Annotated in this window: 16 protein-coding genes and 1 pseudogene; all 17 read right to left on the bottom strand. The window is 27.2% G+C overall.

From position 1 onward, the window contains the following. Nucleotides 1-2: 2 nt before the first annotated feature. Nucleotides 3-599 (bottom strand): peptidylprolyl isomerase, encoded by a 597-nt coding sequence (locus VJI95_RS06430; protein WP_324000328.1) that lies wholly within the window; start codon nt 597-599, stop codon nt 3-5. A 66-nt stretch (nt 600-665) separates the two neighbouring features. Next, a pseudogene (locus tag VJI95_RS06425) lies at nt 666-1,121 on the bottom strand (GNAT family N-acetyltransferase); the annotation flags it as partial. Then, complete coding sequence (locus VJI95_RS06420; RefSeq protein ID WP_324010729.1) at nt 1,103-2,035, bottom strand: RluA family pseudouridine synthase; 933 nt, start codon at nt 2,033-2,035, stop codon at nt 1,103-1,105. The gene VJI95_RS06420 and the pseudogene VJI95_RS06425, both read right to left, overlap by 19 nt. Nucleotides 2,036-2,038: 3 nt before the next feature. Continuing rightward, complete coding sequence (locus VJI95_RS06415; RefSeq protein ID WP_324000307.1) at nt 2,039-2,707, bottom strand: uracil-DNA glycosylase; 669 nt, start codon at nt 2,705-2,707, stop codon at nt 2,039-2,041. Nucleotide 2,708: 1 nt separating this feature from the next. Then, complete coding sequence (gene lspA, locus VJI95_RS06410; protein WP_324010727.1) at nt 2,709-3,161, bottom strand: signal peptidase II; 453 nt, start codon at nt 3,159-3,161, stop codon at nt 2,709-2,711. Further along, nucleotides 3,158-3,937 (bottom strand): YlmH/Sll1252 family protein, encoded by a 780-nt coding sequence (locus VJI95_RS06405; RefSeq protein WP_324010726.1) that lies wholly within the window; start codon nt 3,935-3,937, stop codon nt 3,158-3,160. The genes lspA and VJI95_RS06405 overlap by 4 nt, the downstream gene beginning before the upstream one ends. 4 nt (nt 3,938-3,941) lie before the next feature. Then, nucleotides 3,942-4,409: a cell division protein SepF gene (locus tag VJI95_RS06400; RefSeq protein WP_324000310.1), complete on the bottom strand. Its 468-nt coding sequence runs from the start codon at nt 4,407-4,409 to the stop codon at nt 3,942-3,944. A 99-nt stretch (nt 4,410-4,508) separates the two neighbouring features. Continuing rightward, entirely contained in the window at nt 4,509-5,201 is a 693-nt protein-coding gene (locus tag VJI95_RS06395) for a YggS family pyridoxal phosphate-dependent enzyme (protein ID WP_324010724.1), read from the bottom strand. Continuing rightward, nucleotides 5,201-6,337 carry an HlyD family efflux transporter periplasmic adaptor subunit gene (locus VJI95_RS06390; RefSeq protein WP_324000312.1) on the bottom strand — a complete coding sequence of 379 codons (1,137 nt, stop codon included), beginning with the start codon at nt 6,335-6,337 and terminating at the stop codon, nt 5,201-5,203. The genes VJI95_RS06395 and VJI95_RS06390 overlap by 1 nt, the downstream gene beginning before the upstream one ends. A 29-nt stretch (nt 6,338-6,366) precedes the next feature. Then, nucleotides 6,367-7,650 carry an adenylosuccinate synthase gene (locus VJI95_RS06385; protein WP_324010722.1) on the bottom strand — a complete coding sequence of 428 codons (1,284 nt, stop codon included), beginning with the start codon at nt 7,648-7,650 and terminating at the stop codon, nt 6,367-6,369. Between the two features lie 14 nt (nt 7,651-7,664). Continuing rightward, nucleotides 7,665-8,276, bottom strand: coding sequence for a phosphatase PAP2 family protein (locus tag VJI95_RS06380; RefSeq protein WP_324010720.1), 612 nt, complete (start codon nt 8,274-8,276; stop codon nt 7,665-7,667). Continuing rightward, a complete protein-coding gene (locus tag VJI95_RS06375) occupies nt 8,276-8,893 on the bottom strand; it encodes a phosphatase PAP2 family protein (RefSeq protein ID WP_324010718.1) in 618 nt (205 codons plus the stop codon). The genes VJI95_RS06380 and VJI95_RS06375 overlap by 1 nt, the downstream gene beginning before the upstream one ends. A 245-nt stretch (nt 8,894-9,138) precedes the next feature. Beyond that, a complete protein-coding gene (locus VJI95_RS06370) occupies nt 9,139-9,369 on the bottom strand; it encodes a glutaredoxin family protein (RefSeq protein ID WP_324000316.1) in 231 nt (76 codons plus the stop codon). A gap of 114 nt (nt 9,370-9,483) precedes the next feature. Continuing rightward, the gene (rsmA, locus tag VJI95_RS06365) at nt 9,484-10,326 is read right to left on the bottom strand and encodes a 16S rRNA (adenine(1518)-N(6)/adenine(1519)-N(6))-dimethyltransferase RsmA (RefSeq protein ID WP_324010717.1); all 843 of its coding nucleotides are present in this window, start codon (nt 10,324-10,326) and stop codon (nt 9,484-9,486) included. A gap of 1 nt (nt 10,327) precedes the next feature. Continuing rightward, nucleotides 10,328-10,879 carry a ribonuclease M5 gene (gene rnmV, locus VJI95_RS06360; RefSeq protein ID WP_324010715.1) on the bottom strand — a complete coding sequence of 184 codons (552 nt, stop codon included), beginning with the start codon at nt 10,877-10,879 and terminating at the stop codon, nt 10,328-10,330. 1 nt (nt 10,880) lies between these two features. Then, nucleotides 10,881-11,651 (bottom strand): TatD family hydrolase, encoded by a 771-nt coding sequence (locus VJI95_RS06355; protein ID WP_324010713.1) that lies wholly within the window; start codon nt 11,649-11,651, stop codon nt 10,881-10,883. Continuing rightward, entirely contained in the window at nt 11,651-13,600 is a 1,950-nt protein-coding gene (gene metG / locus VJI95_RS06350; RefSeq protein WP_324010712.1) for a methionine--tRNA ligase, read from the bottom strand. Before metG ends, VJI95_RS06355 begins: the two co-directional genes overlap by 1 nt. Between the last annotated feature and the right edge of the window lie 8 nt (nt 13,601-13,608).

Below are 13,608 nucleotides of genomic sequence, written 5' to 3'. Positions count from 1 at the left end.
AATTAACCCTCAAAAACTTTTTCTTCAATTGACAAAATTACAATATCTTCTACCGGCTTGTCATTTGAACAGTAAGTATTTGCTATTTCATCAACTACTTCCATTCCTTTAAATACTTGACCAAAAACAGTATGCTTAAAATCTAACCAGAAAGCTCCACCAAATTTTTCATAAGTTTCAACAACTTCATCAGGATACACTTTTTTATCTGAATTTTTTAAATAGTTTACATAATCATCAGAAATTTTACTATTTTGAACTATAAAAAATTGACTTCCATTCGTATTTGGTCCAGCATTTGCCATTGACAATGCTCCTCTATAATTTCTAAAATTTCCGTCGAATTCATCTTCAAATGATTCTCCCCAGATACTTTCTCCACCCATTCCAGTACCTGTTGGATCTCCACCTTGAATCATAAAATCTCTAATAACTCTGTGAAAAATAACCCCGTCATAATATCCTCTTTTAGCCAATGTAATAAAATTTTCACAAGCCTTAGGAGCAACTTCATTAAATAATCTAAAAGAAATTTCCCCCACATTTGTTTTCATTATATAAACTTTTTCACCATTTTTAGGCATTTCTAATTGTTTCATTCTCTTTTCTCCTTTTAAATAATTTTTTCTTAAAATTGCTCTATGTATTAAGGTTATATATCTTCCCTTTAAAAATTCCTCATCTTCAAATTTACCCTCAACTTTAAGTCCACATTTCTCCATAACTTTTCCTGAAGCGATGTTTTCTTTAATATGCACTGCACAAACTCTATTAACTTTTAAGGTATTAAAAGCATAATCAAGCATAAAATTCAAAGTTTCAGTCATATAACCTTTGTTCCAAAAATTTTTATTTAAAACATATCCTAAAGATAAGGAATTATTTTTCATATCCGCTTTGTATTCAAAAGAACCGATACATTTATTGGAAATTTTTTCAACAATCGCAAAACAATATTTATTTTTCATAAAATAATCAGTAATTACTTTTTCTGATTCCAAAATATTTTTGTGTTTATCCCAAGTAACGAATTTACAAGTTTCATCATCATTTCCAAACTCAAAAACATCGTCTATATCGTCTAAACTGAATTTTCTAAAAATTAATCTTTCGCTTTGCATAATAACTCCTTATTAAATTCCAATCCTATTTTATTTAAAATATTAAAAAAATATTCATCAGGTAAAACTGTAAAACTTAATTTTTCTTTCGTAATTGGATGTAAAAATTCAAGATAGTAGGAATGTAACATCTGACCATTAGCCTTTATCTTTTCATTTTTATTTCCATAAGTTTCATCTCCAATAATTGGATGATTAAGGCTACTAAAATGAACTCTTATCTGATGAGTTCGACCAGTATGTAGAGTTACATCAACTAATGAATATTTTAAATTTGAAATTAAAACATTGTATTCTGTAATAGCTGCTTTTCCTGATTTGCTTTTTACACTCATCTTTTTTCTATCTTTTTCATCTCTACCAATAGGCTTATCTATGAATCCATTTTCTTTTGAAAAACTTCCGTTACAAATTGTCAAATATTTTTTATTAATTTCTCTATTAGCAAACATTTCAACCAATTTTAGATGTGTTTCATCGTCCTTTGCACAGATTATAAGTCCTGTTGTATCCTTATCAAGTCTGTGAACAATTCCTGGTCTTTCGGAGTTAATCATTGATAATTTACAATGATTTAAAAGAGCATTAACCAAAGTATGTTCTTCATTTCCAACAGCAGGATGAACAACCATATCTCTAGGTTTATTTATAATTATGATATAATCATCTTCATATACAACATCTAAATCTATATCTTCAGCAACTAAAGTAATTTCTTTTTTTTCTGGAATAGAAACTGTAATTTCATCTCCTATTTCTAAAATTACATTAGGCTTTATATTTTTCCCATTAACAAAAACTAATTTCTCTTTTATCAATTTTTGAATTGAAGTCCTTGATAAATTAGAAATTTGTTCGGATAAAAAAACATCACATCTAATTTTTTTATCACTAATATATTTTAATTCTGTCAAAAATTACACTCTCCAATCTATCGGTTCAACTCCCTTGCTAATCAAAAATTCATTTGCTTTTGAAAATGGCTTACTTCCAAAAAATCCTCGATGAGCGGAAAAAGGAGAAGGATGTGTGCTTGTAATTATAAAATTATTTTCATCTCTTTTTATCAAATTGTTCTTTGAAATAGCGAAACTGCCCCAAAGGATAAAAACTTTAGGATAATCAAAATTTGAAATAATTTCGATAACTCTATCTGTGAAAATTTGCCAGCCTATATCTTTATGTGAATTTGGCTTTGCCTTTTCAACTGTAAGAGTAGCATTTAAAAGAAAAACACCTTGTTCAACCCAAGAAGTTAAATCTCCATGATTTGGAGGAGTTATTCCTAAATCTGAATATAACTCAAGATATATATTTCGAAGTGAAGGTGGTATTTTTTCTCCTCTATTTACCGAAAAACTCATTCCATTTGCTTGATTTACCCCATGATATGGATCTTGCCCTAAGATAATTACCTTAATGTCTTTTGGTGATATTTTATCAAAAATAGTAAAGACAGATTCATTAGGCGGAAATATAGTTTTATGTTTATATTCCTCATTTAAAAAATTTTTCATCTTAATAAAATAGTCTTTTTTAAATTCATCTTTTAAATATTCATTCCAAGCAACATAATTAGACATCATCTTAATTCTCCTTTTTAGTAAACGAAACAACTATAAGTAAAAAACAAGCTACACAAATATAAATATCCGCAAAATTAAATACAGGAAAATCATATAACCCACCAAATCTTGTGTGTATAAAATCGACAACAAAAGAAAATCTAATTCTATCAATGCAATTTCCCAATGCTCCACAAGCAATTAAAGCGAATAATATTTTTTCAATTTTAGCCATTTTATCTTTATTTTTATATATATAAAATAAAATCCAAAAAAACGCAACTAAAGAAATAAAAATAAAGAAATATTTATATCCTCTAAAACTACCAAAAGCCACTCCTGTATTTTCTACATAGGTAAATTCCAGCCAATTTTTAATTAAAACCACTGAATCAGCACCTTTTAAATTGGCTACTGTAATGTATTTAGTAAGTTGGTCTAATGCTAATCCAACTATTATAATTGCATATATCATATAGAATACCTCTTAATATTGACGACAAATTTGTTCTTTTTTGTTAAACCATCAAAACTGTCAACCTTAAATTTTCCTTCTTTTCTTATTGAAATTATATCATTTTCATTTATCTTCTTATCGAAATCTTTACATTCCTCATAGTTCAAATTTACATTTCCACTTTTAATGAATTTTTGGGCAATTTCTCTTGAAGTTCTTGCAAGTTCTTTTACAAAACAATCCAATCTCAAACTGGAGACTATTATTTTTTCGTTTTCGTATTTTCTAAAATTAGTAGGTATAAAATTGTCATCCATAATTTCCAATTTTAAATCTTGTCCTGAAAATTTTAACCCATTAGAAAACAAAAATGTCCCTATCGGTTTTAAGCAATAAACATACCAATATCCATCAAATTTTAATATTTCTCCGACTTTTTCACGAGTTATTCCTAAATGAAGAATACTTCCCAAGATATTTCTATGTTCTATTCCTGAAATATCTTTAAATCTTAAAGTTTCTAAATAATCATTTAATGAATAGTCATGTCTATAAAAAATCAAAAATTTTCTTTCATAATCTTCTTCAGCAAAGATAATATCATAATTAAAATCTAAATTTTTTAAAATTCTCTCTACATATTTAAGATCCAACGGAGTAAAAAAGTTAGAAACAAAAACTTCTTTGTAACTTTTTTCCATAGAAACAAGACCATCTAAAAATTTATTGATGGTCTTTTTAATTTCTATATTATTAATATTATCTAAAATCTTAATCTTATCAAATGATTTCATTTAATTAAATTTGATAAAATCCGTTATTTTCAATTTGATCTTTAACTTTTCCGTCAATATCAATTCCCTTAGGAGCTAAGATAAAGATATCTTTTGTAACTTTTTGTATTTTTCCTGATAGAGAATAAATACCTCCGCTTACAAAATCAAAAATTTGTCTTTTCTTATCAACTTCCAACATTTCCAAATTCAAAACAACAACTTTTCCTTTTAAAACATCATCTAAAACTTGAGTTCCATCATCAAAAGTGATTGGTTCTCTGATAGAAATTAAAAATCTACTAATGTTAGGCATTGTAACGATATTTGATTTTTCTTTTTCTAAAGATAGTTTGCTACTACTTCTAGCATAACTTTCCCCAACTGATTTAGGTTGTTTTTCAACAACTGCCTCTTCTTCATAATCATCGTATTCATCTTCTAAGTCATCACTGCCAACAAATTTCTTTATTTTGTCCATAAAGCCTGCCATAATATTCCTCCTCATATTTTTATATATTTTATAACAAACGAAAATTTAAAATTTTCTAATTATAATCATTTTAATAAATTTTTTAATATTTCATTAATATTAATTTATTCCATAATTTCTAGTACCAAATATTGATGTTCCAATCCTGATAAGATTAGCTCCCTCCTCTATGGCAATCATAAAATCATTGCTCATTCCCATAGATAGAATATTCATATCAATATTCTTTAAATTAAATTTTGAAATTTCATCAAATAATGATTTCATCTTTTTAAAATAAACCCTAGTATCTTCAGCATCCTCACAGTATGGAGCAACTGTCATAAGTCCATTTACAAAAACATTATCTCTTTTTGAAACTTCTTTTATAAAATCAAGGACATCTTCTTCAAAAATTCCTGATTTACTATCTTCTTTCCCAATATTTACTTCAACTAAACAATTTACAGTAATCCCTTTATTTTTAGCTTCAGTTTCCAATTTATCTAAAAGTGAAATTCTATCTAAAGAATGAATCAATTCAACTTTATCAATAATAGATTTAACTTTATTTGTTTGGAGATGTCCAATCATATGAAATTTTACTTTCCCATCAAAGTATTCATATTTTTTTAGTATTTCTTGAACTTTATTTTCTCCAAAAGTATCAAAACCTAAATCGATAGCTTCTTGAATTTTATCAACATCAACTGTTTTTGAAACTGGTAATAAAAATATTTCTTCTTTATCTCTATTTGAGTTTTTACAAGCTAGAGAAATTTTTTCAAGTATATTATTTATATTTTCTTTCATTACTTTAAAATTTCACCTTCTTTAACTTTACTAGCATCTTTTAAGATATTAGAAAAAATTCCGACTGAACTGTTTTTTGAGTCAATATAAACTTTTGAATTTATCCTATCAATAAATTTAACTTTGACCTTTGCTCTTGTTATATTACCGAAAGAATCAACCACTAAAACATAATCTTCACCATCTTTAGAAGTAAGAGCCGTTAATGGAAGTTCAAAAGAACTAGAAACTGTCTTTATTACATTTAAGTCGATGAATCTCTTATCTGCAATTTCATTAAAAGCAGACGAAAACTGAGCAACAATTAAATCATATTCAGAACCTTTTTTTACCTTTTTGATTATTCCGGTAGCAATAGAATTTCCAACATTTACCTTGATACTTTTATTTACATCTATATCTTCTAAAGTTTCAGCCTTAACTCTAATACAAAGATAATATTTCAAATTATCTACAATTTTTATTCCGTCAATATTTGATATATTATTTGCATTATCGAAGTTAAAGTCCTTTTCATCTATAGAATCAATAATAGAAAAATCATATACATTCTCTAGACCATCAATCTTGTTTAATACAACTCCAGAATTTTTTGAAACAATTTTTCCAGAATTAATTGTATCATTTAATAATGAATATCTAAATAATTTATCGGAACTATATTTTTTACCAAAAGCAGTTTTGTTCTGATCACTTGAAAGTATATCAAAAGTTTTTGAAAAATCTTTATCTCGAATATGTTTTAAGATACTCTCCATGTCAATATTTTCAACTTTTGAATCTTTATTATCCTCTTGCTCTTGTAAAGTTTTAACCTTTTCAGCTAAATAATCTTTAAAGTTTTGGTCAATTTTTGAAACATCAACTTCTCCTATTTCCTTATCAACTCCAACTTTAGAATTATCTACTTCAATATTACTTTTTCCGACATAATATAGGTATTCATCTTTTATAACTAATGCTTTAGAAGTAAGATTTAAATCATAAGTTTTTGGATTTTCCAAAACCATTATATCCTTATTTAAATTTTTATTAAAAAATACATTTTTTATTAAAAACAAACTAATAAATACAATTAAAATAACTAAACCTAAATGTTCCTTGGCATTAGGTAAAATTCCTCTACTTTTCTTCATATAATACCCATTAATACTAATTTATAAAATTAAATATTACTATTTTTATAAATTATATCTTCTCTCTTTGGACCATTAGAAATCATCTTAACCGGAACTTCCAATTCTTTCTCAATAAATTCAATGTATTCTCTACATTCAATTGGTAGTTCTTCATAATTTTTAATTCCTCTTATATCCCTATTCCATCCTTTTAAAACTTTCCAAACCGGTTTTGCTTTTTCAAGCTTATCAGTTGTTGGAAAATCTCTAGTAATTTCACCATCAATTTCATATCCAACACAAATTGGAATTTCGTCTAAATATCCTAAAGCATCAATAACAGTTAATACGGCTTCAGTACTACCTTGAACTCTACAACCATATCTTGAAGCAACTGCATCAAAATATCCAACACGTCTAGGTCTTCCTGTTGTAGCACCATATTCTCCCTTATCTCCACCACGTCTTCTTAACTCTTCAGCTTCTTCTCCGAAAATTTCACTTACGAATGCTCCAGCACCAACCGCACTAGAATAAGCCTTGACTACAGTAACAATGTCTTTGATAGCATAGGGTGGAATTCCTGCTCCAATTGCTCCATATCCTGCTAAAGTTGATGAAGAAGTTACCATTGGATATATTCCATGATCTGTATCTTTTAAAGAACCAAGTTGCCCTTCAAGTAAAATTTTCTTTCCTGATTTTATAGCATCATTCAAGAATTTTGATACATCACAAACATAAGGTTTGATTGCCTCTCTCCATACTAGCATAAGCTCATATAATTCTTTTGCATTAATTTTTTCTTTATGATATAAATTTTCTAGAATTACATTTTTATATTCAACAACTCTTTCAACTTTTTCAAACAAGTTTTCATCAAATAATTCATTTACTTGAAAACCTATTTTAGCGTATTTATCTGAATAGCAAGGTGCAATTCCAGATTTTGTAGAGCCAAATGAATTTTCTCCAAGTCTTTCCTCTTCATATGCATCAAAATCAATATGATAAGGCATAACAAGTTGTGCTCTGTCTGAAACTAAAATATTAATATCGGGAACATTCTTTTCTTTTAAGTATTCAATTTCTTTAAGTAAATAAGGGATATTAAGCGCTACACCATTACCTATTACAGATGTTGTATGCTTATAAAAAACACCTGAAGGTAATAAATGCAATGCGAATCTTCCATACTCATTTATAATAGTATGTCCTGCATTGGAACCGCCTTGAAATCTAACAATTATATCCGCATTTTCAGCTAACATATCTGTTATTTTCCCTTTTCCTTCATCTCCCCAATTTGCTCCTACAACTGCTTTGACCATAAATCCTCCTAATATTAAAACAAAAATTTATAATAAAATCCAATACTATACAAATATACTGTCCAGCTAAAAAATACAAGTCCTAATAAAGAACCAAAGATAACATCTGAAAACCAATGAACTCCAACAACAATTCTACTGATTGCAATGCTAAGTCCAAATAAAACACCTACAGTAATCCAAAAAGGAAATGAACTATGTCCATTAAACAAAACATACATTACAGTTGGATAAAAACTCAATCCTATGCAAGAATGTCCACTTGGAAAGCTATATCCCCAATATTTTATATCAGAATGTGAAACTGGACGTTCTCTTCTAAATAAAAATTTAAAAGAATTTAAAAATATCATATTAAATAGCGATGAATTTAAAATCGCACTTGCCAACACATAATTTTTTTCTGAAACAGAATAAAAAAAGATAGGAAATATAATAATAAGTGAAGTTACAACATCTCCCATTGAAGTTATATGTTTCATTGAAGATTTTAAAAATCTCAAATTATTATTTTGAAAAAAATTTTTTAACTTTAAGTCAATCAAAAAGTTTTGTTTTTTCAATTTATTTCCAACTATTGATGTAAAAACAAATACAACAACAGTAAAGATAATCAGATATACCATTAATCCCTCCAAAAATTAAGGTATAATACTCTAGCTAAACTATAACAAAAATACCCTAATATAAACCCTACAATAACATCAGTTGGCCAATGAACTCCTAAAATCACTCTACTTATTGCAATTAAAAAAATCATAATATAAATAATTACGTTTATAAACATACTTTTAAATAAAAATTTAAAAGTTAAATAAAAGGCTGAAAAATTCATAGCATGTCCACTTGGATAACTAAAGCCCCCCATATTTATCACAAAAAATTCAATAGGCCTTTTTCTAGATACAATATGTTTAATTAACTCATTTAACATATATGTTAATAGTAATGTAGCAATTAAAAATAAAAACTCTTTTTTCAAATTGTTATAATAAAAATATACTCCAAAAGGAATAAACAAAATAAAATAAGTTGATCCATTTCCTAAAGATGTTATAAATTTAATAAAATTCAGGAGAACAGTATTTTTTGTAAAAATATTATTATTTTGAATTAAAGTCATAATTTTATAGTCAACACTATTAGTCAGTTCAATACTCTTTAGATAGAAACCAAAAATAATGCTACAAAATAAAACTATAAAAAATAAAACAATAAATTGTCTTAATTTTAATTTTTCCATTTTTCCTCCTAAACCAAAATAATTATATCATAAATTGGATTATTAATCAAAAAAATACATATCTTTTAACAAAAAAACTACCATAAAATTACAAAAATTTAATAGTAGTTTTTTGAAATTTTTTTATTTTCAGGTAATATAATAGTATAGTAAATTAGTATTTTCATTATTTTTAAACATCTTAAAAAGATGCACAAAAAAGGTTCAGCAATAATCACTGAACCCTAAAATTTACTATTTTAATATTATAATCCTAATGCTTTTGATAATTCAGCTTTGTCAAAGCCAACCATTTCTACATCATCAACACAGATTACAGGAACACCCATATGTCCTTTTGCCATTAATTCTTTTCTAGCTTCTAAATCAGTTGAAACATTTTTTTCAACATATTCGATGTTATTTGCCTTTAAGAATTCTTTTGCTTGTTTACAATAAGTACAAGACTCGCTTGAATATACTACTACTTTAGCCATTTTTTGCCCCCTAATAATTTTTTTTGATAATTTAAATATTTTCAATATTTATTCAGTAATTTTATACCCCTTGATTTTTTATTTAAACAAAGGATTTTTTAGTTTTTCAACAATTTATAAATTTTCATATTCTCTTGCAATATTTTTAAAATCTTCGAGTGATAATTTTTCAGCCCTAGTTCTAGTATCTATATTGAGTTTTTCTAAAACCTTAATAATTTTTTCTTTTTCAATTCCAGACTTGCAAAATGAATTTAAAATTGTTTTTCTTCTATTTTCAAAGCCATTTTTTATAAGTTTGAACATTGTTTTTTCATACTCAAATCTTTCCTTTTTAAGTCTCATATTGACAACTGCACTATCTACATTCGGTGCAGGAACAAAAACATTTCTAGAGACATTGAAAGCTATATTTGCATCTGCATAATATTTTACGAATAAACTTATGCTTGAATTATCTTTACTATTTTCATCTGCAACAAGTCTTTGAGCAACTTCTTTTTGAACCATTATAGTTATGGATTCCAAGTCTAAATCACTCTCTAAAAGTTTTGTTATTATTGGCGTTGTTACATAATATGGTAAGTTCGCAACCACAACTATTTTTTTTTGCGTAAATTTTTCTTCAATAAGTTTCTTCAAATCAATTTTTAGAGCGTCAGATTGAACAAATTCAAAATTATCATATTCACTAAGTGTATAGTCTAAAACTTCTTTCAATCTTGTGTCAATCTCTATTGAAACAACTTTCCCAGCTTTTTCAAGTAAAAACTTAGCAAGAACTCCAAAACCTGGACCTATTTCGATTACTCCATACTCTTTGTCAACAGCTGAAACTTCAACTATCTTTTCTAAGATATTTCTATCTGTTAAAAAGTTTTGTCCAAAATTTTTAGAAAATGAAAATCCGAATTTATCACAAATTTCCTTTATTACTGACAATTTATATAAATCCATTTTAAACTTCCTCTCCTAAAATTTTTTCAACAGCTAAAACTAATTCGCTTTCAGTTATTCCAAAACTATTTAATCTCTTTACAAATTGTTTTGAATTACAATATCCAATTTTAAAATAATCACAAAGTTTTTCTCTAAGCTCTTTACTATTTCCCATTCCACTAATTCCTAAAGTAGTTAGAAGGCTTAAGTCTATTTCATCTTTTCTTTCCAAAACTGTTACTTTTGCGTTTTCAATAGCTTCAATAATATCTTCAACTTTTGCATTTTCAACTCCAACATTATCTCCTTTAAGTGCAAGACTCCTACTTAAAAATGCATTTTTACAGTTTGGTATTACTCTATTTATATTTTTTCTAATCTTTTCTCCTGCATAGTCGGGATCGGTAAAAACTATTATTCCACATTTTTCATTTGCCTCTTTTAATTTTTTAAGCAAATTTTTAGAAAAATGTGTTCCATTTGTTGCAATAACATCACAATCAAAGGCGGATTTCACTTTTGAAATATCATCTTTTCCCTCAACTACTATTATTTCTTTGATTTTTTTCATATTAATCCTCTATTGAAAAAAGATTCCTCACATTACTATTCGTATTATAGATTAAATCATTTAATTCCATTTCTTTAAGTTCAGCAACTTTTTCAGCTGTAAATCTTACATATTTAGGTTCGTTTCGCTTTCCACGATTTGGCTCTGGAGTTAAATATGGACTATCCGTTTCCACAAGCAAATTATCTAGTGGAATAGTCTTTACCATTTCTCTAACATTAACTGCATTTTTAAAAGTTACCGTTCCTGAAATAGAAATATAGTAACCAAGCTCCATAAATCTTTTTGCCATTTCGCTTGAACCTGTATAACAATGCATTACGCCTTTTACTTTACCTTTAAATTCGGATAGAATATCATAAGTATCTCCCATTGCATCTCTTGTATGGATTATAACTGGTAGATTTCTTTTCTCAGCGATTTCAAGTTGTTTTCTAAAGATTTCTTTTTGTTTTTCTCTTGGAGAATTATCATAGTAATAATCAAGTCCGATTTCTCCAATAGCAACTATTTTTTCACTAAAAGACATTTCATAAACTTTTTTTAAATCTTCATCAGTTACATCTTCAACTTCGTGTGGATGAATTCCTACTGCTCCATATACTCTATCATATTTTTTTACAATTTCAATTATTTTTTCACTTGATGATATATCAGAAGCAGGATCGACTATAAAATCTATTCCATCATCTTCAAAATTTGAAATCACCATTTCTCTATCTTGATCAAATTTTTCATCATCAATATGACAGTGACTATCTACTATTTTCATTATGATACCTTTGATCCTTCTTTAACATCATTTAAAACAGTCAATACACTTAAATTCTCATCATCAGATGCAGCAAGTATCATTCCATTACTTTCCACGCCTCTTAAATTAACAGGTTTTAAATTTGTAACAACAATAACTTTTTTACCTATAAGATCTGTTTCAGAATAGTATTTTCTTATTCCTGAAACTATAGTTCTAACTTCATCTCCTATATCAATTTTAAAAACTAAAAGTCTGTCTGCCTTTGGATGAGGTTGACATTCTAAGATTTTTCCAACCTTAAGTTCAACTTTTGCAAAGTCATCAATTGTTATAAGTTCACTTTCTTTAACTTCTTCTTTCACGTCGTCAGCTCCTGAATTTTTCTTTTTTCTCAATTCAATTAATTCTGAATTCTTTTGAATTATGATTTCTAATTCTTTATCAACATCAAGTCTGTCAAATAAATTTTTACCTTTACAAACTTTTGTTCCAACTTTAAGTAGTCCAAATTTAGTTAAATCTTCATAAGAATAATCAGAATAACCTATTTGTTCATTTATTCTTAATGAAGTTTCTTTCATAAAAGGTTTAATTAATCCTGAAATAATTCTTATACTTTCAAGTAAATTATAAATTACAGTTTTTAATCTTTCTTCTTTTTGTTCTTTAATCAAAGTCCAAGGAGTTGTTTCATCAATATATTTATTTGTTCTTCTTACTAATTTCCATATTTCTTCAAGAGCCATTGAGAAATTAAGTTTATCCATCAACTCAGCAACTCTATCTCTTGTTGTTGTAGCAGTTTCAATTAAATCATTATCAAGTTCTGTTAATTCTGTTTGAGCAGGAACTATACCACCAAAATACTTTTCACACATTGCTACAGATCTTGAAACCAAATTTCCTAAGTCATTTACAAGGTCTGAGTTAATTCTATTTAACATTTTAGTATAAGTGAAATTACCATCTTGTCCAAAAGTAAATTCTCTAAGCATAAAGTATCTTAATGCGTCCATTCCATATCTTTCTATAATTGGTTCAGCATAAACTATATTTCCCTTGCTTTTACTCATCTTATCATCATCAAATAAAATCCATCCATGTCCAAAAATTTTCTTTGGCAATGGTAAATCTAAAGCCATTAAAATTGCAGGCCAAATAATTGCGTGGAAACGCATAATCTCCTTGCCAATTAAATGAACATCACAAGGCCAAAATTTATTGAACTTTTCTTCATCTGTTCCATAACCTATACCTGTTAAATAACAACTTAAGGCATCTATCCAAACGTAAACAACATGCTTTTCATCAAATGGTACTTTAACACCCCAGTCAAAACTTGAACGTGTAACTGACAAATCTGTTAAACCTTCATTAATGAAACTTATCATTTCATTTTTTCTTGATTCCGGTTGAATGAAATCAGGATTTTCTTCATATAATTTCAAAAGTCTATTTTGATATTTAGAAAGTCTAAAGAAATATGTTTCCTCTTCACTTGGAGAAACTTCTCTACCACAGTCGGGACATTTATTTCCTTCAACAAGTTGGCTTTCAGTCCAAAAAGCTTCACAAGGAACACAATACATTCCTTTATAACTTCCTTTATAAATTTCTCCCTTTTCATAAAGCTTAGTAAAAATTTCACTTACATTTTTTTCGTGAATTTTATCTGTACTTCTAACAAAAGCATCAAAATCTATATCTAAAGTTCTCCAAAGTTCCTTTGCACTTTCAACAATGGGATCAATATATTCCAATGGAGCTTTACCAGCTTTTATAGCAGACTCTTCTAATTTTTGACCATGTTCGTCAGTTCCTGTTGTAAAGAACACATCAAAACCTTGAGCTTGTTTGTATTTTTTCAAAACATCTGCAACTATAGTAGTATAAGTATGACCCAAATGTAAATTACTATTTGGATAATAAATAGGTGTTGTCAAATAAAAGTTTTTCTTTTCCAAAATAAGCC

It is taken from the genome of Parvimonas sp. C2 (assembly GCF_035282405.1).
Lineage (GTDB): Bacteria > Bacillota > Clostridia > Tissierellales > Peptoniphilaceae > Parvimonas.
This window is presented reverse-complemented; position numbering and strand designations above follow the sequence as displayed.

Coding starts and splice junctions, on each gene's coding strand:
- VJI95_RS06430 (WP_324000328.1), bottom strand. CDS start 599: ATGAAACAATTAGAAATGCCTAAAAATGGTGAAAAAGTTTATATAATG.
- VJI95_RS06415 (WP_324000307.1), bottom strand. CDS start 2,707: ATGATGTCTAATTATGTTGCTTGGAATGAATATTTAAAAGATGAATTT.
- lspA (WP_324010727.1), bottom strand. CDS start 3,161: ATGATATATGCAATTATAATAGTTGGATTAGCATTAGACCAACTTACT.
- VJI95_RS06405 (WP_324010726.1), bottom strand. CDS start 3,937: ATGAAATCATTTGATAAGATTAAGATTTTAGATAATATTAATAATATA.
- VJI95_RS06400 (WP_324000310.1), bottom strand. CDS start 4,409: ATGGCAGGCTTTATGGACAAAATAAAGAAATTTGTTGGCAGTGATGAC.
- VJI95_RS06395 (WP_324010724.1), bottom strand. CDS start 5,201: ATGAAAGAAAATATAAATAATATACTTGAAAAAATTTCTCTAGCTTGT.
- VJI95_RS06390 (WP_324000312.1), bottom strand. CDS start 6,337: ATGAAGAAAAGTAGAGGAATTTTACCTAATGCCAAGGAACATTTAGGT.
- VJI95_RS06385 (WP_324010722.1), bottom strand. CDS start 7,650: ATGGTCAAAGCAGTTGTAGGAGCAAATTGGGGAGATGAAGGAAAAGGG.
- VJI95_RS06380 (WP_324010720.1), bottom strand. CDS start 8,276: ATGGTATATCTGATTATCTTTACTGTTGTTGTATTTGTTTTTACATCA.
- VJI95_RS06375 (WP_324010718.1), bottom strand. CDS start 8,893: ATGGAAAAATTAAAATTAAGACAATTTATTGTTTTATTTTTTATAGTT.
- VJI95_RS06370 (WP_324000316.1), bottom strand. CDS start 9,369: ATGGCTAAAGTAGTAGTATATTCAAGCGAGTCTTGTACTTATTGTAAA.
- rsmA (WP_324010717.1), bottom strand. CDS start 10,326: ATGGATTTATATAAATTGTCAGTAATAAAGGAAATTTGTGATAAATTC.
- rnmV (WP_324010715.1), bottom strand. CDS start 10,879: ATGAAAAAAATCAAAGAAATAATAGTAGTTGAGGGAAAAGATGATATT.
- VJI95_RS06355 (WP_324010713.1), bottom strand. CDS start 11,651: ATGAAAATAGTAGATAGTCACTGTCATATTGATGATGAAAAATTTGAT.